The organism is Aeromicrobium sp. Root344, from assembly GCF_001425755.1.
Lineage (GTDB): Bacteria > Actinomycetota > Actinomycetes > Propionibacteriales > Nocardioidaceae > Aeromicrobium.
Window position 1 is genome coordinate 2,720,189 of record NZ_LMDH01000001.1, and the last position, 22,652, is coordinate 2,742,840.

Sequence of the window (22,652 nt, forward strand, 5' to 3'; positions counted from 1 at the left end):
TCGCTTCGGCGGCTCCCCTCCTGGCGTCCGGGGCGCACGGAAGAGGGCCTGGAACCGGACAGGTTGGCGCATAAAGGTCTGGACCTTAGCCCTTCGTGACTAGCGCGGGGGGCCCGTAGTGATCAAATCTTCAGCATTCCTTCATGTTTGGTGTCATTCGAGGTGACGCACTCCACCTGACGCGGTTCCCTAGCAGTACAGGCCCTGGCGCACTCCCACTTGTCATCGCCTCCGCGCAGCCGAGGAATCCGCCTTGACTACGGCTCGAACCGTTCCGTGCAGGGGCGATACGGATGGAGTTATCTGTCATGAAGAAGATTGTGCTCGTACTGGTGATGGTCGCGGCCAGCGTGTTCCTCGCGCAGCCCGCCGTCGCCGATGAAACAGATCCGGCGGCCACCGCGGTCACCGAGACCGAGACCGCACCCGCCGACGCGCCGGCTGAGGAGCCGGCTGCCGAGGAACCGCCACCAGCCGCGGAACCGCCCGCTGAGCAGCCTGCAGCCGAGGCGCCGCCAGCTGCCGAGCCTCCGGCTGAGGAGCCTCCGGCCGAAGAGCCGCCGGCCGCTGAGCCCCCGGCTGAGGAGCCGCCGGTTGTCGAGCCTCCGGCCGAAGAGCAACGGCCCGCGGCATCGACTGTGGCGGCGGCACCCGAGGCCGACGCGGCAGTGGCGGCGGTGGCCATCAACAAGAAGATCGTGGTGTGCAAGTACGTCTCCACACCTGGCGGCGTGCTGGACCACATCATCATCGTGGACGCGCCGAAGAACTTCCTCGGAGTCTTCCCGACGATCTTCCCCGACGCTCAGGACTCGGTCGCGATCCGCTTCGCCGCTCCGCACGAGCAGGCCAAGGACGTCGCGCTCTCGGAGTGTGACTTCACCCCGCCGTTCGATGCCTGCCCCAACATCCCGGGCGACCAGCCCGAGGGCACGAACTGTGAGACGGCCCAGGAGAAGAAGGTCGTGGTCTGCAAGTACGTCGGCACACCTCCGGGCACGCCGGATCACATCATCGTCGTGAACGAGAGCGCGCTGGGTGAGGGCTTCATCGGCCTCTTCCCGTACGCATTCGGTGACGCTCAGGACTCGATCGCGATCCGATTCGCGGTGGGCAATGAGCAGCCGGGCGATGAGGAGCTGGCCAGCTGTCCGACATTCCCGGCCGACATCACCGCCGAGGCGCCGGTGGCAGATCCTGCCACCTGTGACGAGGACGGATCCCTCGTCCTGCCGGAGACCGACAACGTCGACTACACGGTGGAGCCCGAGTTCGACGGACCCGGCACCTACACCGTGACGGCGAGCGTCACCAGCGATGACTTCGTGCTCGTCGGCAAGACGGAGTTCACGGTCAAGGTGGGCGGCAAGCTGTCCACCGAGGCGTGCACCGAGCCCAAGGACGAGGACGAGCTGTTGCCCGACACGGGCGGCCTGCCGCTCTGGGTGCTGCTCATCGCGGGCCCGATGACCGCGGCTGGACTCATCATCCTGATGCGTCGTCAGCCGGTCGCCAGCGTGACCACCAGCGGAGGCGGCATGCCGTCCTTCTCGCTGATCCTGCCGCCGGTGAACAAGCCGTCCGGCTTCACGCGGGTCGCGTCGACGCCGGAGATCGGCTTCATGAAGTCGGTCGGCAAGGTCGTCGCAGCGATCGGCTCGTTCCTCCGCGGAGGACGTCGCTGATCACGCACTGATCACGAGAAGGGGAGTCGCTTCGGCGGCTCCCCTTCTCGCGTGTGCGGTCAGACGTCCATCGCCTCGGCGACGGCTGGGTCCCCGCCCTCGGCGCGCAGGCCCGCGACCACGCCGGCCCGGTCGGCGTCAGACCGGTTCTGGCTGAGCTTGGCCTTGGCCTCGACCCTTTCGACGGACAGCTCGAGACCGACGATGGCCTTGAGGTTCTTGTCGATGTACGCCTCGGGGGCATCGGTCACGGCCCACGGCTGGTCGCGTCGCTGCTCGTGGTGGTCGGTCAGGCGGGTCACCGCGTCGCGGACCCACTCGGGATCGTCGTGGACCAGGACGGTGCCGCTGAGGTGCACCGCCGAGTAGTTCCACGTCGGCACGACGCGGCCGTGCTCGGCCTTGGCGGCGTACCAGGACGGCGAGATGTAGGCCTGGGGCCCGGCGACGATCGCGAGGCAGCGTGAGTGGTCGGCGATCTGGCGCCAATGGGCGTTGGCGCGGGCCATGTGGGCGACGACGGTCGCGCCGTCCACGCTCCACAGGATCGGCAGCAGGGTTGCTACCGGTGTGCCGTCGGCTCCCATGGTGACGAGCTCGGCACTGCCGATCGACTCGACGAACGCGCGGATGTCGTCGGGATCGTCCATCGCGTTGAAGTGTGGGACGTACATGCTGCTCCTAGACGTCGTCGCTGTTGCTCAGGCCGCGCCGGGCGGACAAGAGGTCGATCTCTGGGCGGCCGGCGACGAAGTTCTCGACCGCGTCGAGGACGTCGACGACGTGCCTGCTGTCGGCGGCGACAAGACTCGCTCCGACGCCTGCCCGGCGGTGGAGGTCGAGGCTGCCGGTCTCGGCCGCGGACACGGTGAACGTACGCCTGAGGTCGGCGACGAGCGGACGCACGATCGACCGCTTGGTCTTGAGCGAGTGCACGTCGCCCAGGAGGATGTCGAACTCGATCCAACCGATCCACATGCCCCGATCATGACAGGGGCTGCGAGGATCGTGTCCGTGGTGTCCCAGCTCGTACGACTCGTGGTGTCCTGCGTGATCCTCGGCATCGGGGTCGCGATGATCCTGATCGCCTCGCTCGGCTCCGACGGCTACTCCACGATGATCAACGGCTTGTCGATCGCGCTGGACGTGGAGTTCTGGATCGTCAACCTCGTCGTGGGCGTCGTGCTGGTGCTCATGGCGTGGGCGCGCGGGCTCAAGCCTGGCCTCGGCACCATCACGCAGCCACTTGTCGTCGGGTTCGTCGTCTCAGGGCTCCTGGACACGTTCGCCGAGCCCGACGCGTGGTGGGCGCGGGCGGCGCTGCTGGTCCTCGCGTTCCCCGTCCTCGCCGTGGGAGTCGCAGGCTACCTTGCCGTCGACGCCGGGGCCGGGCCGACCGAGGCTGCCGCACTGGCGTTCGACCCGCCGGTGCCGTTCAAGTGGAGCTACAGCGTCGTGCAGGGTGGCGGAGCGCTCGTCGGGTGGTGGTGCGGCGCCGCGGTCGGCCCGGGCACCGTGCTGGTGATCTTCCTGCTGGGCCCGTTGGTCGACCTGCTCTCGGGACGTTTCAGGGTGCTCTCGATCGACCGTTCCGGACGGCCGGCATCCTGATCAGCGCCAGAGCACGCTGAGCCGCTCGGCCAGGGCCCGGCCCTGGTCGTGGCCGGCTCGAGCGGCCGCGGGGCGCAGCGACAGGTCCATCGCGTTGGCGCCGAAGAGGTGCTCGGCGTCGTCCTCCGGGACGACCGTCTCGACGGTGCTCCCGGACGTACGCAGTGCCTCGACCTGCGTGCTGAGGTGCGTGCCCCACTGCTCCGGCACGAGGGACCGGCCGCCCAAGGGTGACAGCACCAGCACGCGCTCGTAGCCGGCCGCCAGGTCGGCGTTCTCGGCGTTCGAGCGATAGCCACCGTCGATGTACGCGTTGTCACCGATCATGAACGGCTGGCCGCTGGAACAGCTCGCTGCGACCGCGTCGACGAGGTCGACGCCGCTGTGGCGGTCGAACCCGGCTGGCTCACCCGTATGCGCATCGACTGCCGTGATGAGCATGGACCGCTCCGGCCAGTCCTGACTCGGCAGCCGCGACGCGACGGTGGCCCGCCACTGCGCCTGCCACGCGCCCTCCGACGCCGCCGCCATCGCGAGAGCAGCCGAACCCATCCGACGACGCATGTCCGCAGCGTCTTCGGAGGAGGCGATGATCGTACGGATCCGGTCGAGGTGATCCACCACGGGTTTGCTCGGGTCCCGCGGCGGCCGGTCGTTGCGCTGCGGCGGAGCGACGAGGGTCGCCTCGAACAGCTCGGCAGGCGACGCGCCGCCGAGCTGCGCTGCGGCCGTGGCGCCCGCCGACGTCCCGATGGTCAGGTCCGCGTCGGTGACGTCGAGCCCGGAGTCGTGCAAACCGGCGATGACGCCGATCAGCCAGGCGTTTCCGGTTGATCCGCCGCCGCCGAGGACGAGCGCACGACGGCCGGCTCGGGGCGGGGTCGAGGTGGCGTGGAGGGGTGAAGCTGAAGTGTCGTTCATGGGACTGCCCTTCGCAGATGCGGTCGGGCGCTCCCGGCGGCGACTAGCTCAGTCGCGCGATCGTGGACTGCAAGGGAGCGCCCACTGTGGGTCCTGCGCACATGGGTCTCACCTCCCGCCGGTCGAACACGATTCGCCCGGGACTTTAGCGCGGCGCCGGACCGTGACGCAACCAGTCCGACGGCGAGCAGCGCTCGAGCTGCTCACCGCCACTCGCGGGGCTAGGCAGCCTCGAGGTAGCCCGCCCGGAGCTCGTCAACGAGGCTCGGGCGCGTCGGCTGCCAGCCGAGCTCGCTCTTGGCGCGCTGTCCGCTCGCCTGCTGGTCGAGCAGCAGAGCCTCGCCGAACCCACCGAGTCGCTCGATCGTCGTCGCGGGGTCCTCGGGAGCGACCTCGCCGAGTGCCTCGCCCAGCTCGCGAACCGTGGGGTTGTGCCCGCTGGCGCCGACGTACGTACGACCGCCCGGCGCCTGCTCGAGGACTCGCACGTAGAGGTCGGCGAGATCGTCCACGTGGACCGTCGTCCAGCGCTGGTCGCCGGTGCCGAACAGCGTGACGCTGCCCGCGTCGACCGAGCCGGCGAACATCGCCGGGATGCCCTTGCCATGGCCGTAGACGATGCCGGGCTGCACGACGGAGGCCTTGATGCCCGACTCCAGCAGTCGCCGCTCGCTCGCCACGCGCCACGCGGTGAGGTCCGGCGCGGCGAGGGGACTCGTCTCGTTGATCGCCGGGTTGTTGCCGTAGACCCAGATGCCGCCCGTGTGGATGAACGGCTTCTGGGTGCCGCCGAAGGCAGCGATCGCGGCATCGATGACCGCGTCGTTGAGCTCGGCGTCGTGCTCGTTGCCGCCAGCGGCGGTGTGGATCGCGGCGTCGTGCCCGCGCAGCTCGGCGGCGAGCCAGTCGACGTTGAACAGGTCACCGATGATCCCCGTCGCGCCGGCGTCCTGGACGTGGAGCGAGGACTTCTGGCTGCGGACGACCGCAGTCACGCGATGTCCCGCCGCGACGAGCTGGTCGAGGACGGCTGATCCGATGAACCCGGTACCCCCGGTGAGCAAGATCTTCATGACAGTGCCAACCGGGAGAGCGCCGGGGCTATTTCGTGACGTGGTTCACATCACGGTCGCCTGGTTCAGTCAAACAGCTCGGTGAGCCAGTGCTCCTTCTTCTTCTTGCGGTACGGCTGCTGCTGCCGGGTGTCGTAGCGCGGCTCGGCGTACTGCGGCTGCGGCGCCGCGGCAGCAGGCGCGTCGGCGGACGCGCGTTCGAGGATCTTGTCGAGCTCCCCGCGGTCGAGCCACACGCCCCGGCACTCGGGGCAGTAGTCGATCTCGATGCCGGCACGTTCACTCATCACCAGGGTGGCGTTGTCGGTCGGACACTTCATGGATGGTTCCTCCTTGCCCGGCTCAACTCGGGTCGGCGCTCAGGAGTTCCCGGTCGTGGCGTGCGCCACGCACGTGCGGGCGACCGGACGCGCTTCGAGGCGACCGTCTGCGATCGGCTCACCGCAGACCTCGCAGCGGCCGTAGGTGCCCTCGTCGATGCGCGCACGTGCCGCGTCGATCTCGGCGAGTCGTCGTTCGGCCTGCTCGATCAGCGCACTGACCTGGGAACGCTCGAACGCGATCGTCGAGCCTTCCGGATCGTGCTCGTCGTCGGCGTTGGAGTCGGCGGACGCGTCGACGATGCCGGTGAAGTCGCGGGCCAGCGTCGCCAGCATCTGCAGGGCGGCCGAGCGTTCCTCGTCGAGCAGCGCGAGGGCACGAGCCTGGTCCATGCGGTTCGCCTCCTGAGAATGCGTGAAGGCCCCGTTCGGCGAGGAACGGGGCCTTCACAGTGCGGCATCAGGGACTCGAACCCCGAACCCGCTGATTAAGAGTCAGCTGCTCTGCCAATTGAGCTAATGCCGCGAAGCGGGTGCAACATTATCAGCCGCCTCCGGTCCCTCATAATCGAGGATCGCATGGGCCGCATTGTGACCGGCGATGCCGCTGACGGCGCCCCCGCGGCGAGCCCCGCTGCCGCACAGCAGGACCCGCGGATGGCTCGTCGCGACGCCCCAACGCTCCGCGGGATGCCGGGCCTTTTCACCCTCCTCGAGCCACGGCCACTGCAGGTCGCCGTGGAAGATGTGGCCTCCCGGCATCGCCAGCGACTCCTCGATCTGGGCGGGCGTCCTGTGCTCGACGCCGAGGATCAACGGCTCGATCGGCTCGTCGAGGTGCGCGTTGATCGCGGCGAGGAACTGCGCGTACGCCCTGGCGGCCGCAGCCTCGTCGGGCAGCACCTCGTACGGCGTGTGCAGCCCGAAGTAGGTGAGGGTCTGCGCACCCGACGCGGCGAGGTCGGGTCCGAGGATCGAGCGGTCGGTCAGGGTGTGGCAGTAGAGCTCGCCGGAGGCGAAGTCGGGCAGGGCTCCGGCGGCCGCCTGCGCGTACGCCCGCTCGAGCTCGCTCATCGACTCCCCGACGTGGAACGTGCCGGCGAACGCGATCGCCGGGTCGATCCCGGACTTCAGGCGTGGGAGGCGTGAGACCAGCAGGTTGATCTTGAACTGCGAGCCCGACGGCTTGGGCGGCATCGGTGCGCGGAGGAGGCGCTCCAGGACGTACGGCGCGACACCGCTGAGCACCCAGTCGGCTTCGATGACGAACCCGTCGCCGCACACCGTCGCGCCGACGTCGTACGCGTCGATGCCGTCGACCTCGCAGTTGGTCCGGATGTCGACGCCGGCCTCGCGGGCGACCCGCTCGAGCTCGGCGGTCACGGCGCCCATGCCGCCGACCGGGACGCGCCACTCACCGGTGCCGTTGCCGATCAGGTGGTAGAGGAAGCAGCGGTTCTGCACGAGCGAGCGGTCGTGGAGCGAGGCGAACGTGCCGATCAGCGCATCCGTGCCGACGACCCCGCGCACCAGGTCGTGGGTGAAGCGACGCTCGAGTGCGGTGCCGATCGGTTCGTCGACGAGATCGGTCCAGATCGCCATCTCGACCTGGTCGCGCAGCTCACCGATGTGGGGGAGCGGCTCGAGCAAGGTCGGGGCTATGGCGTCGGCGACCGTCGACACCTCCGCGTAGAAGCGGCGCCACGCCTGCAGCTCGTCGTCGGAGCCCGTGAGCGTACGGAAGGACTCCTCCGTGGCTGTTCCGGGCACGGTCTCGACGAGCAGCCCCCCGCCCTCGTACGGCGTGTAGGACGCGGTGTCGCGCGATCGCAGCTCGAGGTCGAGCCCGAGCTCGGCGATCAAGGCCTCGGGCATGAGGCTGACGAGGTAGGAATAGCGGGACAGCCGGGCATCCTGGCCCTCGAACACCGCCGCGCTGATCGCGGCACCGCCGACGTGGGGCAGCCGCTCGAGGATAGTGACGCTGCGCCCGGCACGAGCGAGGTAGGTTGCGGCGACCAACGCGTTGTGGCCGCCGCCGACGATCACGACGTCATGCTTCTCGGATGCGCGTTCCATGGCCCCAGACTAGGACCGGTTACGCCTTCCAGGTGGCGGGTACGTCGCCGGCATGGAGCATGCGGGCGCCGAGGCGTGGGTGCCGTCGACCCGGAGCGTGGCGAAGCTGGCCGAGGCGGCCGAGAGCTGCCGTGGCTGCGAGCTGTGGGCGGACGCCACGCAGGTGGTGTTCTCGCGGGGTCGGGCGTCGGCTCGGATCGCCCTCGTCGGCGAGCAACCGGGCGACCAGGAGGACCGGGCCGGTGAGCCGTTCGTCGGGCCGGCCGGACGCGTGCTCGCCGACGCGCTTGAGGCGGCGAAGCTTGATCCGTCGCAGGTCTACCTGACCAACGCGGTCAAGCACTTCCGCCACACGGTCCGGGGCAAGCGCCGCATCCACGAGAAGCCTGCAGCCGGACACGTCACTGCCTGCCATCCCTGGCTCGAGGCGGAGCTGTCGGTCGTACGCCCGCACGTCGTGGTGTGCCTGGGTGCGACGGCCGGCCGGTCGGTGCTCGGCCGGGCCGTCCGGATCGGCGCCGAGCGGGGCACGGTCCTCGAGCCCGCGACCCCGGGGGGCCCGCAGGTCGTCGTCACGACGCATCCGTCGGCGTTGCTGCGCTTGAGGGACCGGAGCGAGTGGGGCGAGGCGTTCGACGGGCTCGTCGGCGACCTGCGGGTGGCGGCCGCGGCCGCGGACTGACGGTCAGAGGTGCTTGAGCGCCTCGCGCTTCGAGAGTCCGCTCAGCTCGGGGTGGTCGGTCACGAAGGCCCGGACCCAGTCGGGCTCGACGCGTGCGTACTCGCGCAGTGCCCAGCCGATCGCCTTGCGGACGAAGAACTCGGTGTCGGCTGCATTGGGCTCGATGACGTCGGTCAACAGGACCGGGTCGACGCGGTCCCGGCGGCCGAGCTGGCTGATGATCGCGAGCCGGCGCAGCCAGAAGTCGCCCGCGGTGCTCCAACGGCGTACGACGACAGCCGCTTCGACCGGATGCGCGTCGTGGAGCTCGGCGATGCGGTGAGCGAGGTCATCGACGTGGTCCCACCAGGCGCCGGTGGTCGCCAGGTGCTCGTACAGCGGGACGAGCTCGAGCCGGCCGGTGGCGCCCTTCGCGGCCAGCAGACCACTCGCGGCATAGCGCTCCTCGCGGAACGCCGCCTCGTCCCACAACGTACGGACGTCGGCCTCCAGCTCGCCCAGATCCGACGGGTGCGCTCGTAGCGCAGTCTTCGTGATCGCGCGGACCGCCGGCATCGGCACGCCGAGGAACGGGAGCGCCGACTTCATGTACGCCTGCATCCGGGGGGCCCGCTCGGCGTCAGCGGCGTCGCGCAGCGCGCTCCGTATCGCGGGGACCAACACGCTCATGGCGAAAGGATAGGGAATGCTTGACGATGGTTGAAGGTTAAACTAGATTGAAGACCTACTGAGGAGCACGAGATGCCTGCTGTGAATGTCGCCGACTGGACCGTCCTGCCCCGCGTGATCGCGGCGCCGACGCAGACCGAGGACCGTGCGCCGGTCACCGTCACGACCGCGCCCAAGGGCTACGAGGGCGAAGGATTCCCGGTGCGCCGGGCGTTCGCCGGGGTCGACCCGAGCAAGCTCGACCCGTTCATCCACATGGACCAGATGGGCGAGGTGGAGTACGCACCCGGCGAGCCCAAGGGGACGCCGTGGCACCCGCACCGCGGCTTCGAGACCGTGACCTACCTCGTGGACGGTGTCTTCGAGCACCAGGACAGCCATGGTGGCGGTGGCTCGATCACCGACGGCGACACCCAGTGGATGACCGCGGGCAGCGGGCTCCTGCACATCGAGGCGCCGCCGGAGTGGCTCGTCGTCAAGGGCGGGCTGTTCCACGGCCTGCAGCTCTGGGTCAACCTGCCCAAGGCCGACAAGTGGCTGCCGCCGCACTACCAGGACATCCGCAGCGCCGACGTGGGCCTCGGGTCCACGCCGGACGCCGGAGCCCTGCTGCGCGTCATCGCGGGCGAGGTCGACGGGGTCAGGGGTCCGGGGTCGACTCACACACCGATGGCGATGGTGCACGCGACCGTCCTGCCCGGCGCGGAGATGACCGTGCCGTGGCGCACCGACTTCAACGCGCTGGTCTACGTCATGAGCGGCAGTGGCCATGTCGGCCGCGAGCGCCGGCCGATCGAGTCGGGCCAGCTGGCGGTCCTCGGGCACGGCGAGACGATCACCGTCGGAGCCGACCAGCACCAGGACAGCCGCCACCCCGCGCTCGAGGTCGTCCTCCTCGGCGGGCTGCCGATCCGCGAGCCGATCGCCTGGGCCGGGCCGTTCGTCATGAACACCAAGGCCGAGGTCATGCAGGCGTTCGAGGACTTCCAGAAGGGCCGGCTCGGCACGATTCCGACGGTCCCGCACGCCGAGGTGCACGGGGAGATGCTGCAGGACTGAGCTGCACGAGACTCAGTCGTCGAGCGGTTCGGACGCCGGGCTGTGGTCGGACGCGACGCCTTGGGCCGCGGCCTCGCTGACGCTCTCGCCGAGCCACGACGCGACCTCCCAGCCGGTCTCGCCGGATCCCTCGACGACGACGATGCCGGTGTTGACGACGTAGTGGTCGCTCACGAAGTCAAGGTCGATGTTGGTCGTACGGACTGTGCACCATGCGCGGATCATCGCTCCGTGGCTCACCAGCACGACGCTGTCGACGCCCAGCGACTCGGCCTCGGCGACGACCTCGTCGAACCGGGCGATGACCTCCTGACCGGTCTCGGCGCCGGGCATGCGCACGTCGAGGTCGCCGGCGCACCACGCGAGCAACGTGTGGACGTACTGGTGGACCGAGTCCTCGTCGGTCCTGCCCTCGACGTCGCCGGCCGCGATCTCGCGCAAGCCGTCGCGGACGACCGGTTCGAGGCTGCGGGCCGCGACAAGGGGAGCCGCGGTGAGATGCGTCCGGATCATCGAGGACACGAAGATCGCGTCGATCTTCTCGTCGGCGAGCGCCTCGACGAGCTCTTCGGCCTGCTGCTGACCGAGCGCCGTGAGTCCGGGTCCGGGCACGGTCGACTCCAGGATGCCCTCGACATTCGCCGGGGTCTGGCCGTGCCGTACAAGGATCAGACGCATGCTCCGAGCCTATGTCCCGTCGTCTCGCTAGGCTCTCGCGCATGGCAACGGAGGCTCAGGCGAAGTATGTCGGCGCGATCGACCAGGGGACGACCAGCACGAGGTTCATGGTCTTCGACCACGACGGCCACGAGGTGGCCCGTCACCAGCTCGAGCACGAGCAGATCATGCCGCAGGCCGGCTGGGTCGAGCACGACCCCCACGAGATCTGGGAGGCTACCCAGGACGTCATCGAGACGGGTCTGAGCCGGGCCGGGATCACCGCCGACGGCCTCGTTGCCGTCGGCATCACCAACCAGCGCGAGACCACGGTCGTGTGGGACCGGCGCACGGGTGAGCCCTACTACAACGCGATCGTCTGGCAGGACACGCGTACGGACAAGATCGCGAGTGCGCTCGACAAGGGCGGCCACGGCGATTTGATCCGCGACCGGGCGGGCCTGCCGCCGGCGACCTACTTCTCCGGCGGCAAGATCCAGTGGATCCTCGAGAACGTGGACGGCGTCCGCGCCGACGCCGAGGCGGGCCACGCCCTCTTCGGCAACACCGACAGCTGGCTCATGTGGTGGCTCACCGGCGGGCCCGACGGGGGCCTGCACCTGACGGACGTCACCAACGCCAGCCGCACGATGCTCATGGACCTCGAGACGCTGGACTGGGACGACGAGCTGCTGGCCCTGTTCGGCGTACCGCGCGCGATGCTGCCCGAGATCCGGTCGTCGTCCGAGGTCTACGGCCGCACGCGCGCGGACGGGCCGTTCAGTGGAGAGGTGGCGATCGCCGGGGACCTGGGCGACCAGCACGCCGCGCTGGTCGGCCAGGTGTGCTTCCAGCCCGGCGAGCTCAAGAACACGTACGGCACCGGCAACTTCCTCGTGCTCAACACCGGCACCGAGATCGTGAGGTCCAGCAACGGGCTGATCACGACGCCGGCCTACAAGTTCGGCGATGCGCCCGCCGTGTACGCCTTGGAGGGCTCGATCGCGGTGACGGGATCGGCGATCCAGTGGCTGCGCGACCAGCTCGGCATCATCAAGGCCGCCGCTGACTCCGAGAGCCTCGCGGAGAGTGTCGACGACAACGGCGGGGTCTGCTTCGTGCCGGCGTTCTCCGGGTTGTTCGCCCCCTACTGGCGCAGCGATGCGCGAGGCGTGATCGTGGGGCTCTCCCGCTACAACACCGTCGCCCACATCGCCCGGGCCGCGCTCGAAGCCATCTGTTACCAAAGCCGTGACGTCGTCGACGCGATGGTCGCCGACGCCGGGCTCGACCTGACGATCCTGCGCGTCGACGGGGGAGTGACCGCCAACGAGCTGTGCATGCAGATCCAGGCCGACGTCCTCGGCGTGCCGGTCAGCCGCCCGGTCGTCGCGGAGACCACCGCCCTCGGTGCGGCCTACGCCGCGGGCCTCGCGGTGGGGTTCTGGGCCAACACCGACGAGCTCGTCGCCAACTGGCACGAGTCCAAGCGCTGGGAGTCGACCTCCACGCCGGAGCAGCGTGAAGCCGGGCATGCCCAGTGGAAGAAGGCCGTCGAACGCACCTTCGGCTGGATCGACGTCGACTAGCGCCGGCAACCGACGATTGGCGGACCTGATTGACTGGGGACATGCGATCGGTAGCCCTGTCACCTGAGAACCGTCAAGCCGCTCTCGATGCGATGGCGGCGACCCCGCTGGACATCCTCGTGATCGGCGGCGGCGTCGTGGGCGGAGGTGCCGCGCTGGATGCCGCGACCCGCGGACTGTCCGTCGGGCTCGTCGAGGCCCGCGACTTCGCCTCCGGCACCTCGAGCCGTTCCAGCAAGCTCATGCACGGTGGCCTGCGCTATCTCGAGATGCTCGACTTCCGCCTCGTCGCCGAGGCGCTCAAGGAGCGCGGCCTCAGCCTGCAGAAGCTGGCCCCGCACCTCGTCCGCGAGGTCGGCTTCCTCTACCCGCTGACGCACCGCGTCTGGGAGCGCTTCTACGCAGGCTCCGGCGTCGCGCTCTACGACGCCATGAGCAAAGCCTCCGGCTACGGCCAGGGCGTGCCGCTGCACCGCCACCTGACCCGCAGGGGAGCGCGCCGCATGATGCCGGCGCTGCGCAAGGACGCCCTGGTCGGCGCCCTGCACTACTACGACGGCCAGGTCGACGACGCGCGTCACACGATGTTCCTGTCACGCACCGCCGCGGCGTACGGCGCTCATGTCGCGAGCCGTACTCGGGTCATCGGTCTGCTGCGCGAAGGTGACCGCGTCACCGGTGCGACGGTCAAGGACCTCGAGTCCGGCCGCGAGTTCGACATCCGCGCCAAGCAGGTCATCAACTCCACGGGTGTCTGGACCGACGAGACGCAGGCACTGACCTCCGAGCGGGGCCAGTTCCACGTACGCGCCAGCAAGGGCGTGCACCTCGTCGTGCCGCGCGACCGCATCCGCGGGGAGTCCGGCCTGATCCTGCGCACCGAGAAGTCGGTGCTGTTCGTCATCCCGTGGGGCCGGCACTGGATCATCGGCACGACCGACACCGACTGGTCGTTGTCCAAGGACCACCCTGCGGCGAGCCGCAGCGACATCGACTACCTCCTCGAGCACGTCAACTCGGTGCTCGTCGAGCCGCTGACGCACGACGACGTCGAGGGCGTCTACGCCGGGCTGAGGCCGTTGCTGGCCGGTGAGGACGAGGCGACGAGCAAGTTGTCGCGAGAGCACGCGGTCGGGACGAGCGTCAAGGGACTCGTCGTCATCGCCGGCGGCAAGTACACGACCTACAGGATCATGGCCAAGGACGCCGTCGACGCGGCCGTCCACGGCATGTCGTCGCTGCTCGACCGCAGGGTGCCGGACTCGTGCACCGAGGACGTGCCGCTGCTCGGTGCCGACGGCTACGAGGCGATGTGGAACCAGCGCCAGATGCTCGCCGCGTCCAGCGGACTGGGCGTCGGCCGGGTCGAGCACCTCCTGCACCGTTACGGCTCGCTGACGCTCGAGCTGCTCGACCTGATCGCCGAGCGCCCGGACCTCGGCCAACCCTTGACGGGAGCGGACGACTACCTCCGCGCCGAGATCGTCTACGCCGCGACGCACGAGGGCGCGCGCCACCTCGACGACGCGATCGCGCGCCGTACGCGCATCTCGATCGAGACGTTCGACCGTGGCACCGACGTCGCGGTCGAGGTCGCCGAGCTGATGGCCGGCGTCCTCGGCTGGACCAAGGCGCAGCGTGACAACGAGGTCGATCACTACCTCAAGCGAGTCGAAGCCGAGCGGGAGAGCCAGACGATGCCCGACGACGAGACCGCCGACGCCGCCCGCATGGGTGCCGAGGACGTCGTGCCGATCGCGACGACCAGGACCAAGGCGAAGACCGGCTGATGGCCCAGGAGACCGTCGCGGACTACGACGTCCGCTCACCGGCGTCGCGCACCTTGCTGACCGTGATCAGCACGATCCTCACCGTCGTGCTGCTCGGCGGCCTCGTGCTCGGCGCCTCGCTCGTGAAGCGAGACACGCGCATCGCCACAGCCGATGTCGAGCTCGGAGACGTGTCCCAGCTCGTGGTCAACGCCGGATCGGCGAACGTACGCCTGGTCGAGGGCGAGGAGGGTGTGGTCCGCATCCGCTCGCGCATCACCTCGGGCCTGCAGAAGACCACCTACCAGCTGGGTCGCCGCGGCGACGAGATCAAGATCGTCTCCGCGTGCAAGACCTGGTTGTCGCCGGGCTGCGGGGTCTCGACCACGCTCGAGGTGCCCAAGGGCATGCCGGTCGTCGTGAAGTCGACGTCGGGCAACGTCAGGGCCGACTCGCTGTCCGAGGGATCCCTCACGGTGCGGTCGGGGAGCGGCGACATCACGGTCGCGGACCTCAGGGTCGACGAGCTCGACGCCAAGACCGGCTCGGGCGACATCAACGCGACGTTCGCGACGCAGCCGTTCGGGCTCAAGGTCAACACCACGAGCGGTGACATCCGGGCCACGGTGCCCGCAGGCAAGCGCGCGTACGCCGTCATGGTCTCGTCCAAGTCCGGCGACATCTCCAACACCCTCGACGGCGAGGTCACCAACTCGATCTCCGTGGCGGACGCCGGCAAGGGTTTCGTCCGGGCCATCACCAACAGCGGCGACATCCGCCTGGCCAACCAATGACAAGACCCCCGGTCCTTGCGGAACCGAGGGTCTTCGTGGGGTGGACGACGGGACTTGAACCCGCGGCCACCGGCACCACAAGCCGGTGCTCTACCAACTGAGCTACGCCCACCACGCGTGCCGGGCATACGCCCGACACGGCGTCAGGAAGTCTAACGCAGGCCTGACCCGGTTCAGACCGTAGCCCGGCCTTCGCCGGTCAAGGATCCGGCGACCTCGGCCGCGATGGCCTTGGCCGTGTCGCTGTCGATGCCGGGATCCGGGGTGAAAACCGCGCGGCGGTAGTAGCGCAGCTCCTCGATGCTCTCCTGAATGTCGACGAGAGCTCGGTGGTGACCCGCCTTGGCCGGGGCCGCGAAGTAGGCCCGGGGGAACCACTGACGGGCCAGCTCCTTGATCGACGAGACGTCGATGACGCGGTAGTGGAGCCAGCCCTCGAGCTCGGCCATGTCGCGAGCGAGGAACGAGCGGTCGGTGCCGATCGTGTTGCCGGCCATGGGCGCCTTGCCGGGCTCCTTGACGAACTCGCGGACGTAGGCCAGCACCTGCTCCTCGGCGTCGCGCAGGCTCAGACCGCCGTCGAGCTCGGTGATCAGGCCCGAGCTGGTGTGCATGTCACGGACGAAGTCGTTCATCTGCTCGAGCGCAGCCTGCGGAGGCTTGACGATGAGGTCGATCCCGTCGCCCAGGACGTTGAGGTCGTAGTCGGTCACCAGAGCGGCCACCTCGACCAATGCATCGGTCTCGAGCGAGAGTCCGGTCATCTCGCAGTCGATCCACACCAGCTTGTCATTCACGCGCTGAACACTAGTACGCCCGTCAGACGCGGCATGTCGACACTGTGCTTCGTGCGGGCCGGTAGGGTCTGATGGAACCTTCAACGAGCGAGCCGCGTTGGTCACGATGGTGACCGCCCGACCCAGGAGAAATCAGTGAGCAACGAACGTCAGCAGCGTGCCGCCCGTGCGGAGCAGATGCGCAAGGAGCGCGAGAAGGCAGACCGCAAGCAGCGCAACGTGATCACTGTCGGGATCGTCGTCGTCGTGGTGGCCCTGATCGCGGTGGCCGGTTTCGCCGTCAAGAGCGCGCAGGACGGCAACACCGACTCCACCAAGCTCGTCTACCCGGCTCACACCGACAAGTCGACGTTCGGATTCGACTACACCGCCGCTGACGCCGGCGGCAAGGCCGGCGCCGATCCGGTCAAGGTCGTGCTGACCGAGGACTTCCAGTGCCCCGTGTGCAAGGCGTTCGAGGAGCAGACCGGCGCATTCCTCGACGACCTGGTCAAGAAGGGCGAGATCACGATCGACTACCGCCCGATCAGCTTCCTCGACCGCTCGAGCGCCAACGAATACTCGAGCCGGGCCGCCAACGCCGCGATGTGCGTGCTCAACGAGGGCGGTGTCGAGGACTACAAGAAGTACCACGACCTCCTCTACTCCAAGCAGCCCGCGGAGCAGACCGCCGGGCCGGAGGATGCTGAGCTGATCTCCGACGCCAAGCAGGTGGGTGTCACCGGCATCGACAGCTGCATCCGCAAGAAGGTCTACGGACCGTGGCTCGACAAGGCGTTGGACAAGGCGCAGTCCGAGGGATTCCAGGGCACCCCGTGGGTCCGGATCGACGGCAAGGACGTCAAGTCGCCGACAGCGGACGCCATCCAGAAGGCGATCGACGCCGCCAAGAAGTCCTGACCCATGGCTTCCGCTTCCGACCGCAAGCAACGCGCCGAACGCGCGGAGCAGATGCGGAAGGAGCGGGAGAAGGCCGATCGCAAGCAGCGCAACGTCATCACGATCGCGATCTCCGTCGTGATCGTGGCGCTGATTGCCATCGGCGCATGGGCGGTGTCGTCGGCGGGCGAGGATGACAAGCCCGTGGGCCCGCTGGTCAAGCCGGCGCACACCGACTCGAGCTTTGGCTTCGACTACACGGCAGCCGACGCCGGGGGCACGGCAGGCGCCGACCCGGTTCGGGTCGTGCTCTACGAGGATTTCCAGTGCCCGGTCTGCAAGTCGTTCGAGGAGCAGAACGGCGCGTTCCTCGACGACCTCGTCAAGAAGGGCGAGATCACGATCGAGTACCGGATGTTCGCGTTCCTCGACTCCAAGAGCTCGACTGAGTACTCCACGCGGTCGGCGAGTGCTGCCATGGCGGTCCTCGACAAGGGCGGTGTCGCGGCGTTCAAGAAGTTCCACGACCTCCTCTACGCCAACCAGCCCCCTGAGGGTGGGGACGGCCTGCCCGACGCGACGCTGATCGACCTGGCGAAGCAGGCGGGCGTCACCGGCATCGATGCGGACGTGAAGGACCAGACGTACGCCCCGTGGGTCCGCAAGGCCAAGGATGCAGCATTCGACGACGGCTACACAGGGACGCCGACCGTCGTCATCGACGGCAAGCCCGTTCCGGCGACCCAGGCCGACATCAGCGCCGCCATCGCGGCAGCGAAATAGCTACAGCGTGCGGCCGAGGGCGTAGCCGAGCGATGCTGCGGCGACGCTGAGCAGCAGCATGCCGACGGCATTGGCCGTCGCGGCCCGGTAGCGACCGTCGAGAGCCAGATGCACCGACTCGACGCTTGCGGTGCTGAACGTCGTGTAGCCGCCGAGGAAGCCCGTGCCCAGGACGGTGTGCCAGGTGTCATCCGCACCGAGCCCCACCACGAGCCCGAGCAGCAGCGATCCGCTGATGTTGATCAGATGGGTCGACCAGGGGAGCCGCGACGAGACTCGGGGGCGCAACCAGGCGTCGAGCGACCAGCGGGTGCCGGCGCCGAGCCCCCCGGCAAGTGCCATCAGCAGCGTCGTCATCGAGCCACCGCACGGCCAGCCGCGACGCCGGCGAACGCCGCCATGAGTCCCGCGACGACGCTGCACACGGCATACGTCACGCCGAGCGCCACGTGGTCCCCACGCAGGAGGGTGTCGGTCTCGACGGCCAGCGCGCTGTAGGTCGTGTAGCCGCCGAGGAAGCCCGTGCCGAGCAGCAGCCGCAACCGATTGGCGGCCGCGCTGTGATCGCGTACGAGGAGCACCGCCAGCAGCGCTCCGAGGGCGAACGAGCCGGTGACGTTGACCAGGAACGTCGCCAGGGGGAAGAGCCGGTCGCCGTCGAGTGCCTCGGCGATGCCGTGGCGGCTCAGGGTGCCCGCGGCGCCACCGATGACGACGAGAGCGAAGGACCTCACCCCTCCATTAGACCGTGCAGCAGGCTGACGGCGATCGCCGCCATGACGACGGCGATCAGTGCATCGAGGACGCGCCACGCAGCAGGCTTCGCAAAGAGCGGACGCAGCAGCCGCGCACCGAAGCCCAGGGCCGAGAACCAGACGATCGAACCGAGGGCGGCTCCGGCGCCGAACCACCAGCGATCGTCGCCGTGGGTGCCCGCCACGGAGCCCAGCAGCAGGATCGTGTCGAGGTAGACGTGGGGGTTGAGCCAAGTCAGTGCGACGGCGGTGGTCACGGTCGGCCACAGCGACGTGGCGGCCCCGGAGGTCTCGGCGTCGAGCTCGCCGGGATGCAGCGCCCGGCGGCCGGCGATCACGGCGTACGTCAGGAGGAAGGCGGCACCCCCGATCCGCATGGTGTCGAGCAGCCACGGCGCCAGCTCCAGCAGGCTTCCGATGCCGGCGATGCCCAGCGCGATCAGCACGACGTCCGAGATCGCGCAGATCAGGACCACGGCGAGGACGTGCTCGCCGCGCAGGCCTTGGCGCAGGACGAATGCGTTCTGCGCGCCGATCGCGACGATGAGCGACAGGCCGAAGCCGGCCCCGGCAAGGGCGGCGACGAGAGTGGCGTGGTCCATGGCTCCATCCAACGTCCTCCTGGGCCATAAGACCAGTTCATGTTTTGAATGATGCATTAGCATTGCTGATGTGGCAGACGTCGACCTCTCCCAGCTCCGCGCCCTCGCGGCCGTCGTCGACGAGGGATCGTTCGACGCCGCGGCGGCGGCTCTGCACCTGACGCCGTCAGCAGTCAGCCAACGCATCAAGGCCCTCGAGCAGTCCGCGGGTCGCGTCCTCGTCCGCCGCACCAAGCCGACGGAAGCGACGGAAGCCGGGCACGCGTACCTCCGCCTGGCCCGCCAGGTCGAGGCGCTCGTCCAGGACGTACGTGTCGAGATCGATCCGGCCGAGCAGCGGCCTCCGACCATTCCGCTGGCGGTCAACGGCGACTCGCTGGCGACCTGGGTGCTGCCGGCCCTCGCATCGCTGGCCGGCACGGCCTACTTCGACGTACGGCGTGAGGACGAGGGCCGCACGGCCGAGCTGTTGCGCTCGGGCACCGTCATGGCGGCGATCACGTCGGACGCCGCGCCTGTGCAGGGCTGCCGGTCGACCCGCCTCGGCACGATGCGCTACCGGCCGGTGGCAGCCCCGGACTACGTGGCCGAGTGGTTCGCGGACGGGGTCGACGCAGCGAGCCTGTCGCGTGCGCCGGTCGTGGTGTTCGACCGCAACGACGACCTCCAGGACGCCTACCTCCGACAGCGCAGTCGTCGACGGCTGGCCCCGCCCCGGCACCACATCCCGGCCTCGTCCCAGTTCGCCGACGCGATCGCGCTCGGGCTGGGTTGGGGAATGCTTCCCAAGGAGCAGTACGAGGAGCGCGAGCGGGCCGGCCTGCTCGTCGACCTCGATCCTGGCCGGCACGTCGACGTCACGCTGCACTGGCAGCAATGGGCGTTGCAGACCCCCGCTCTCGAGGCCACGGCCCGGGCGATCCGGGAAGCCGCCGCCGAGCACCTGACGTGAGGCGAACCTGGTGGTAATGTCAAGTCACTACCACTGAGGAGCGCGATGAGCCTCGAAGAGATGCTCGACCACCTGCTCGAACCGCATGCCGTCGACACCGACGACGCGGGTGACCGTCTGGTGGCGCTCCGCCTGGCGGACGACTGGGGAGTCGGCGTCCGGCTCCACCGCCGCGGCACTCATCGGCAGTGGAACGTCCGTGAGGTCACGCTTCGACTGCTCGACCCAGACTCCGGCATCACCGGCAACGACGTACGCGAGCTGCCCCTGGGGTCACTGCTGTCCGAGGCCAAGAGGCTCGCCACCAAGGACTCTCTCGCGGCATTTCCGCCTGCGCCGAGACTGAACCTCGCCGACCTGCTGGAGCAGAGCGGCGGCACGTTCGGCAGCGGCGACGACGCGCTGGCCGCTCTCGCCCTGGAGTACGTGTCGCTGGTCGAGTCGGGCGTGCGCACGCCCTCCAAGGCCTTGGCGGAGCGCTTCGGTGGCGCCGCCGGCACCTGGACCAACCGGGTCGCGGAGTCGCGTAGGCGGGGATTCCTCACGCCGGTCGAGCGCGGTGAGGCGGGGGGAGCGCTGACTCCCAAAGCGCTCTCGGCGCTGGGGCTGCGCCACGACTGATCAACCGAAGAAGTCGACCAGCACGGGCGCCAGCGCGTCCGGCGCCACGTCGTGGGTCTGCCCCTCGAGGGTCTGGTGCTCGGCGTTCGGAAGTGCAGCGGCAGTCGCCTTCGCCGCCTGCTGGAGACTGTCCGGACTCGCGCTGCCGCTCAGCAGCAGCGACCGCGTCGTGATGGCGCCTGCGAGCTCGCGGGGCACCCGGCTGCCGTCGAGCAGCTGGTCGTCGTACGCGAGGGTCGGCGCGATCGCCTCGAACCTGACCCAACCCGGTCCCGCGCGCATGCCGTCGATCACCTGCGACGGGATGCCCACCCGGGTCATGAACAGCGCGATCGCACCGCCCCGGTCGCCGGCCGCGAGCAGCTCGTGTAGGCGAGCCGTGTAGTCGGCGCTGGCTTCATCTCCCTCGCCTTCGGCGACGTACGGCGGCTCGTACAGGGCGAGTCCGGTGATCCGCGCATCCGCGGCTGCCGTCGTCAGTGCCAACGCGCCGCCGGACGACATCGCGTAGACGTACGCCTCGCCGCCCGCCGCGTCGATCAGTGCGGTCAGGTCCTCGACCTCACGTTCCACCGCGTACGGCGCGGTGTCGGCGCTCTCGCCACGACCGCGGCGGTCGTACGTGAACACCGTGAAGTGGTCCGCGAGCCGTTCCGCGAGGGCATCCATCGGTCCGGCGCGGCGGAAGCACATGGCGCCGTCGACCAGGACGATCGGCGGCCCGGAGCCGATCCGGTCGTACGCGATGGTCGTGCCGTCGGCAGAGGTGAGCTGGGGCATGTCGGTCTCCTGTCTGTCACTGCTCGGGATCGAGCGAGGCGAGGTAGGTGTCCAGCCGGTCGAGGCTCGTCCGGAACCCGGCCTGCGCCTCGGCGCTGAGGTAGGCCTGCGGCACATTGGTCTGGTGCGTCACGGCCTCGGTGCGGCCGTCGCCCAGGTCGATGAAGGTGATCTCGGTGCGCATGCCGCCCTCGACCCCGGCCTCGACCCAGACAAGCCGCTCCGGGCGGCTGACCTCCGCGTACACCGCCTTCATCGTGTACGCGCTGCCGTCGGCGTCGTTGACCATCGTGGTCTCGAAGGCGCCGCCGGGCCGCAGGTCGACTGTGATCCCGTCGAGAGGTGTCGTCGTGCCGGTCGGGCCCCAGAAGCGGGCGAGGTGCTCCGGCGTCGTCATGCAGTCGAAGAGGCGCTCCGGTGACGCCGTGTGCACCCGGCTGAACCTCATCTCGCCGGTCTCGGTCATGACGTCTCTTCCGGCAGGGTCGCGAGGTGTTCGGCCAGTCGGTCGTGCCGTTCGGCCCAGATCCTGCGATGGCCCTCGATCCAGCCGACCGCTTCCTCGAGCTGGTCGGCGTCGAGGCGGCACGGCCGGGACTGGGCACTCCTCGTCCGCGAGATCAGGTGGGCGCGTTCCAAGACCTTGAGGTGCTTGGACACCGCCTGCTGCGACATCGCGAAGGGTTCGGCGAGCTGGCTGACAGTGGCCTCGCCCTCGGTGAGTCGCGTCAGGATCGCGCGTCGGGTCGAGTCGGCAAGCGCCGCGAACACGAGGTCGAGGTCCTCTTCCATGACGGTCATGTTGTGAGCGTATCCGCAACCGTACGGTTGCACAACCTTAAGGTTGGATACGCGTCAGGTCCTGTCGTGTCGGGCGAGCAGGCTGTCGAGCTTGCTGAACGACTGCATCCAGAAGTCGCGGCTCGTGGCCTCCGCCTCACGCGGACACGGTCCGGCGCGCAGCTCGACCCGGGTGCCACCCTTCTCGTCGAAGAACCCGAGGCTGACGGTGAACGGCGGTGCACCCTCGAACGCCGGGATGCCGGTCACCTGCTCCTGGCCGACGAGCCGTTCGTTCTCCACGACCTCGGTGTACGTCGTGTCGACCGTCCAGCTCATCGAGCCGCTGTAGGTCGCCATCGTGAGCGTGCGGTGGCCGCCGGGCCTGACGTCGATCGACAAGGTGCCGGGCACGACGAAGGCGGCGAACGGCCCGAACCACTCGGTGAGCTCGTGCTCGTCGACGAAGGCGCGATAGACGCGGTCCCGCGAGGCGTCGAGGTGCCGGTGGATGTCGATCACCAGCTGCACATCCATGCGAGCCCTGCCTCGGTACCCCCGACCTGTCGTCGTACGGTCGACGATACGCCCGGGGGTGGACCAGCGCTGGCTGGCATTCGTTCTGAGAGGTCACGTGAGCTTGGCGCGCCCGGCAGGACTCCGTCGGGCGCTGAGCGCCCTCCTCCCCGAATCCTGGACGCCGNNNNGGTTGGGGAATGACCTCACGTAGCGTTGGCGCGCCCGGCAGGACTCCGTCGGGCGCTGAGCGCCCTCCTCCCCGAATCCTGGACGCCG

The 22,652-nt window shown here is 69.3% G+C and carries 28 protein-coding genes and 2 tRNA genes; 11 read left to right on the plus strand and 19 right to left on the minus strand.

Translation table 11 applies throughout. The features are described 5' to 3' along the window. The first annotated feature begins 308 nt into the window (after positions 1-308). The gene (locus tag ASC61_RS20120) at positions 309-1,685 is read left to right on the plus strand and encodes a hypothetical protein (protein ID WP_056212687.1); all 1,377 of its coding nucleotides are present in this window, start codon (positions 309-311) and stop codon (positions 1,683-1,685) included. Between the two features lie 59 nt (positions 1,686-1,744). On the opposite strand, the gene ASC61_RS13405 is transcribed toward ASC61_RS20120, so the two are convergent. Both ASC61_RS13405 and ASC61_RS13410 read right to left on the minus strand, forming a co-directional pair. Continuing rightward, a complete protein-coding gene (locus ASC61_RS13405) occupies positions 1,745-2,359 on the minus strand; it encodes an FMN-binding negative transcriptional regulator (protein ID WP_056212688.1) in 615 nt (204 codons plus the stop codon). A 7-nt stretch (positions 2,360-2,366) separates the two neighbouring features. Further along, positions 2,367-2,663, minus strand: a complete 297-nt coding sequence (locus tag ASC61_RS13410; protein ID WP_056212689.1) for a DUF503 domain-containing protein — start codon at positions 2,661-2,663, stop codon at positions 2,367-2,369. A 36-nt stretch (positions 2,664-2,699) separates the two neighbouring features. On the opposite strand from ASC61_RS13410, the gene ASC61_RS13415 reads away from it, so the two are divergent. Beyond that, the gene (locus ASC61_RS13415; protein WP_157439496.1) at positions 2,700-3,296 is read left to right on the plus strand and encodes a hypothetical protein; all 597 of its coding nucleotides are present in this window, start codon (positions 2,700-2,702) and stop codon (positions 3,294-3,296) included. On the opposite strand, the gene ASC61_RS13420 is transcribed toward ASC61_RS13415, so the two are convergent. From ASC61_RS13420 to ASC61_RS13445, 6 genes are all read right to left on the minus strand, one after another. After that, positions 3,297-4,217: a patatin-like phospholipase family protein gene (locus ASC61_RS13420; protein ID WP_056212692.1), complete on the minus strand. Its 921-nt coding sequence runs from the start codon at positions 4,215-4,217 to the stop codon at positions 3,297-3,299. 221 nt (positions 4,218-4,438) lie between these two features. Beyond that, on the minus strand, positions 4,439-5,290 hold the full coding sequence (locus ASC61_RS13425; protein WP_056212694.1) for an NAD-dependent epimerase/dehydratase family protein: 852 nt from the start codon (positions 5,288-5,290) through the stop codon (positions 4,439-4,441). A 65-nt stretch (positions 5,291-5,355) separates the two neighbouring features. After that, positions 5,356-5,610 (minus strand): TFIIB-type zinc ribbon-containing protein, encoded by a 255-nt coding sequence (locus ASC61_RS13430; protein ID WP_056212696.1) that lies wholly within the window; start codon positions 5,608-5,610, stop codon positions 5,356-5,358. A 39-nt stretch (positions 5,611-5,649) separates the two neighbouring features. Then, entirely contained in the window at positions 5,650-6,003 is a 354-nt protein-coding gene (locus ASC61_RS13435; RefSeq protein ID WP_056212698.1) for a TraR/DksA family transcriptional regulator, read from the minus strand. Positions 6,004-6,063: 60 nt separating this feature from the next. Beyond that, positions 6,064-6,136, minus strand: a tRNA-Lys gene (locus tag ASC61_RS13440). Then, the gene (locus ASC61_RS13445; RefSeq protein WP_056215676.1) at positions 6,127-7,689 is read right to left on the minus strand and encodes a phytoene desaturase family protein; all 1,563 of its coding nucleotides are present in this window, start codon (positions 7,687-7,689) and stop codon (positions 6,127-6,129) included. Before ASC61_RS13445 ends, ASC61_RS13440 begins: the two co-directional genes overlap by 10 nt. 52 nt (positions 7,690-7,741) lie before the next feature. On the opposite strand from ASC61_RS13445, the gene ASC61_RS13450 reads away from it, so the two are divergent. Then, on the plus strand, positions 7,742-8,371 hold the full coding sequence (locus ASC61_RS13450) for a UdgX family uracil-DNA binding protein (RefSeq protein WP_056212700.1): 630 nt from the start codon (positions 7,742-7,744) through the stop codon (positions 8,369-8,371). Between the two features lie 3 nt (positions 8,372-8,374). Here ASC61_RS13450 and ASC61_RS13455 read toward each other — a convergent pair whose 3' ends face one another. Next, positions 8,375-9,040 (minus strand): DNA alkylation repair protein, encoded by a 666-nt coding sequence (locus ASC61_RS13455; RefSeq protein ID WP_056212702.1) that lies wholly within the window; start codon positions 9,038-9,040, stop codon positions 8,375-8,377. Positions 9,041-9,112: 72 nt separating this feature from the next. Here ASC61_RS13455 and ASC61_RS13460 point away from each other — a divergent pair, with 72 nt between their 5' ends. Next, complete coding sequence (locus ASC61_RS13460; protein WP_056212703.1) at positions 9,113-10,099, plus strand: pirin family protein; 987 nt, start codon at positions 9,113-9,115, stop codon at positions 10,097-10,099. A 12-nt stretch (positions 10,100-10,111) separates the two neighbouring features. Here the strand turns inward: ASC61_RS13460 and ASC61_RS13465 are convergent, their stop codons facing one another. Beyond that, a complete protein-coding gene (locus ASC61_RS13465) occupies positions 10,112-10,777 on the minus strand; it encodes a histidine phosphatase family protein (RefSeq protein ID WP_056212705.1) in 666 nt (221 codons plus the stop codon). Positions 10,778-10,818: 41 nt separating this feature from the next. Between ASC61_RS13465 and glpK the strand changes: the two genes are divergently transcribed. From glpK to ASC61_RS13480, 3 genes are read left to right on the plus strand one after another with little or no spacing between them, the layout of a single operon-like run. After that, the gene (glpK, locus tag ASC61_RS13470) at positions 10,819-12,345 is read left to right on the plus strand and encodes a glycerol kinase GlpK (RefSeq protein WP_056212707.1); all 1,527 of its coding nucleotides are present in this window, start codon (positions 10,819-10,821) and stop codon (positions 12,343-12,345) included. Positions 12,346-12,386: 41 nt separating this feature from the next. Beyond that, on the plus strand, positions 12,387-14,135 hold the full coding sequence (locus ASC61_RS13475; protein ID WP_056212709.1) for a glycerol-3-phosphate dehydrogenase/oxidase: 1,749 nt from the start codon (positions 12,387-12,389) through the stop codon (positions 14,133-14,135). Beyond that, complete coding sequence (locus ASC61_RS13480) at positions 14,135-14,908, plus strand: DUF4097 family beta strand repeat-containing protein (RefSeq protein WP_056212711.1); 774 nt, start codon at positions 14,135-14,137, stop codon at positions 14,906-14,908. The genes ASC61_RS13475 and ASC61_RS13480 overlap by 1 nt, the downstream gene beginning before the upstream one ends. Before the next feature lie 36 nt (positions 14,909-14,944). Here the strand turns inward: ASC61_RS13480 and ASC61_RS13485 are convergent. Together ASC61_RS13485 and orn are read right to left on the minus strand one after the other, a co-directional pair. Beyond that, positions 14,945-15,020: transfer RNA gene (locus ASC61_RS13485), tRNA-His, on the minus strand. Between the two features lie 61 nt (positions 15,021-15,081). Beyond that, positions 15,082-15,705 (minus strand): oligoribonuclease, encoded by a 624-nt coding sequence (orn, locus tag ASC61_RS13490; RefSeq protein WP_056212713.1) that lies wholly within the window; start codon positions 15,703-15,705, stop codon positions 15,082-15,084. A gap of 135 nt (positions 15,706-15,840) precedes the next feature. On the opposite strand from orn, the gene ASC61_RS13495 reads away from it, so the two are divergent. Both ASC61_RS13495 and ASC61_RS13500 read left to right on the plus strand, forming a co-directional pair. Continuing rightward, complete coding sequence (locus ASC61_RS13495) at positions 15,841-16,605, plus strand: DsbA family protein (protein WP_056212715.1); 765 nt, start codon at positions 15,841-15,843, stop codon at positions 16,603-16,605. Positions 16,606-16,608: 3 nt separating this feature from the next. Beyond that, entirely contained in the window at positions 16,609-17,367 is a 759-nt protein-coding gene (locus ASC61_RS13500; protein WP_056212716.1) for a DsbA family protein, read from the plus strand. Here ASC61_RS13500 and ASC61_RS13505 read toward each other — a convergent pair whose 3' ends face one another. The 3 genes from ASC61_RS13505 to ASC61_RS13515 are packed head-to-tail and all read right to left on the minus strand — an operon-like array spanning position 17,368 to position 18,724. Continuing rightward, positions 17,368-17,724 (minus strand): fluoride efflux transporter FluC, encoded by a 357-nt coding sequence (locus ASC61_RS13505; RefSeq protein ID WP_056212718.1) that lies wholly within the window; start codon positions 17,722-17,724, stop codon positions 17,368-17,370. It lies immediately after the preceding gene. After that, positions 17,721-18,101, minus strand: coding sequence for a fluoride efflux transporter FluC (locus ASC61_RS13510; RefSeq protein ID WP_056212720.1), 381 nt, complete (start codon positions 18,099-18,101; stop codon positions 17,721-17,723). The genes ASC61_RS13505 and ASC61_RS13510 overlap by 4 nt, the downstream gene beginning before the upstream one ends. Further along, positions 18,098-18,724: a LysE/ArgO family amino acid transporter gene (locus ASC61_RS13515; protein WP_056212721.1), complete on the minus strand. Its 627-nt coding sequence runs from the start codon at positions 18,722-18,724 to the stop codon at positions 18,098-18,100. The genes ASC61_RS13510 and ASC61_RS13515 overlap by 4 nt, the downstream gene beginning before the upstream one ends. Before the next feature lie 70 nt (positions 18,725-18,794). Between ASC61_RS13515 and ASC61_RS13520 the strand changes: the two genes are divergently transcribed. Then, a complete protein-coding gene (locus ASC61_RS13520; RefSeq protein WP_056212723.1) occupies positions 18,795-19,676 on the plus strand; it encodes a LysR family transcriptional regulator ArgP in 882 nt (293 codons plus the stop codon). Between the two features lie 45 nt (positions 19,677-19,721). Further along, positions 19,722-20,297, plus strand: a complete 576-nt coding sequence (locus ASC61_RS13525) for a hypothetical protein (RefSeq protein WP_056212725.1) — start codon at positions 19,722-19,724, stop codon at positions 20,295-20,297. Here the strand turns inward: ASC61_RS13525 and ASC61_RS13530 are convergent, their stop codons facing one another. Genes ASC61_RS13530 through ASC61_RS13545 form a run of 4 tightly spaced genes read right to left on the minus strand, consistent with a single transcriptional unit; the run spans position 20,298 to position 22,394 of the window. Next, positions 20,298-21,077, minus strand: a complete 780-nt coding sequence (locus ASC61_RS13530) for an alpha/beta fold hydrolase (RefSeq protein WP_056212727.1) — start codon at positions 21,075-21,077, stop codon at positions 20,298-20,300. Positions 21,078-21,093: 16 nt separating this feature from the next. Continuing rightward, complete coding sequence (locus ASC61_RS13535) at positions 21,094-21,543, minus strand: SRPBCC family protein (protein ID WP_056212729.1); 450 nt, start codon at positions 21,541-21,543, stop codon at positions 21,094-21,096. Next, on the minus strand, positions 21,540-21,878 hold the full coding sequence (locus ASC61_RS13540; RefSeq protein WP_200935455.1) for an ArsR/SmtB family transcription factor: 339 nt from the start codon (positions 21,876-21,878) through the stop codon (positions 21,540-21,542). The genes ASC61_RS13535 and ASC61_RS13540 overlap by 4 nt, the downstream gene beginning before the upstream one ends. A gap of 54 nt (positions 21,879-21,932) precedes the next feature. Next, entirely contained in the window at positions 21,933-22,394 is a 462-nt protein-coding gene (locus ASC61_RS13545) for an SRPBCC family protein (RefSeq protein WP_056212731.1), read from the minus strand. Positions 22,395-22,652: the final 258 nt, after the last annotated feature.

Excerpts from the sequence above, each read along its gene's own strand:
- ASC61_RS20120 (WP_056212687.1), top strand. The coding sequence starts at position 309 with ATGAAGAAGATTGTGCTCGTACTGGTGATGGTCGCGGCCAGCGTGTTC.
- ASC61_RS13405 (WP_056212688.1), bottom strand. The coding sequence starts at position 2,359 with ATGTACGTCCCACACTTCAACGCGATGGACGATCCCGACGACATCCGC.
- ASC61_RS13410 (WP_056212689.1), bottom strand. The coding sequence starts at position 2,663 with ATGTGGATCGGTTGGATCGAGTTCGACATCCTCCTGGGCGACGTGCAC.
- ASC61_RS13420 (WP_056212692.1), bottom strand. The coding sequence starts at position 4,217 with ATGAACGACACTTCAGCTTCACCCCTCCACGCCACCTCGACCCCGCCC.
- ASC61_RS13425 (WP_056212694.1), bottom strand. The coding sequence starts at position 5,290 with ATGAAGATCTTGCTCACCGGGGGTACCGGGTTCATCGGATCAGCCGTC.
- ASC61_RS13430 (WP_056212696.1), bottom strand. The coding sequence starts at position 5,610 with ATGAAGTGTCCGACCGACAACGCCACCCTGGTGATGAGTGAACGTGCC.
- ASC61_RS13435 (WP_056212698.1), bottom strand. The coding sequence starts at position 6,003 with ATGGACCAGGCTCGTGCCCTCGCGCTGCTCGACGAGGAACGCTCGGCC.
- ASC61_RS13445 (WP_056215676.1), bottom strand. The coding sequence starts at position 7,689 with ATGGAACGCGCATCCGAGAAGCATGACGTCGTGATCGTCGGCGGCGGC.
- ASC61_RS13450 (WP_056212700.1), top strand. The coding sequence starts at position 7,742 with ATGGAGCATGCGGGCGCCGAGGCGTGGGTGCCGTCGACCCGGAGCGTG.
- ASC61_RS13455 (WP_056212702.1), bottom strand. The coding sequence starts at position 9,040 with ATGAGCGTGTTGGTCCCCGCGATACGGAGCGCGCTGCGCGACGCCGCT.
- ASC61_RS13460 (WP_056212703.1), top strand. The coding sequence starts at position 9,113 with ATGCCTGCTGTGAATGTCGCCGACTGGACCGTCCTGCCCCGCGTGATC.
- ASC61_RS13465 (WP_056212705.1), bottom strand. The coding sequence starts at position 10,777 with ATGCGTCTGATCCTTGTACGGCACGGCCAGACCCCGGCGAATGTCGAG.
- glpK (WP_056212707.1), top strand. The coding sequence starts at position 10,819 with ATGGCAACGGAGGCTCAGGCGAAGTATGTCGGCGCGATCGACCAGGGG.
- ASC61_RS13475 (WP_056212709.1), top strand. The coding sequence starts at position 12,387 with ATGCGATCGGTAGCCCTGTCACCTGAGAACCGTCAAGCCGCTCTCGAT.
- ASC61_RS13480 (WP_056212711.1), top strand. The coding sequence starts at position 14,135 with ATGGCCCAGGAGACCGTCGCGGACTACGACGTCCGCTCACCGGCGTCG.
- ASC61_RS13500 (WP_056212716.1), top strand. The coding sequence starts at position 16,609 with ATGGCTTCCGCTTCCGACCGCAAGCAACGCGCCGAACGCGCGGAGCAG.
- ASC61_RS13505 (WP_056212718.1), bottom strand. The coding sequence starts at position 17,724 with ATGACGACGCTGCTGATGGCACTTGCCGGGGGGCTCGGCGCCGGCACC.
- ASC61_RS13515 (WP_056212721.1), bottom strand. The coding sequence starts at position 18,724 with ATGGACCACGCCACTCTCGTCGCCGCCCTTGCCGGGGCCGGCTTCGGC.
- ASC61_RS13525 (WP_056212725.1), top strand. The coding sequence starts at position 19,722 with ATGAGCCTCGAAGAGATGCTCGACCACCTGCTCGAACCGCATGCCGTC.
- ASC61_RS13530 (WP_056212727.1), bottom strand. The coding sequence starts at position 21,077 with ATGCCCCAGCTCACCTCTGCCGACGGCACGACCATCGCGTACGACCGG.
- ASC61_RS13535 (WP_056212729.1), bottom strand. The coding sequence starts at position 21,543 with ATGACCGAGACCGGCGAGATGAGGTTCAGCCGGGTGCACACGGCGTCA.
- ASC61_RS13540 (WP_200935455.1), bottom strand. The coding sequence starts at position 21,878 with ATGACCGTCATGGAAGAGGACCTCGACCTCGTGTTCGCGGCGCTTGCC.
- ASC61_RS13545 (WP_056212731.1), bottom strand. The coding sequence starts at position 22,394 with ATGGATGTGCAGCTGGTGATCGACATCCACCGGCACCTCGACGCCTCG.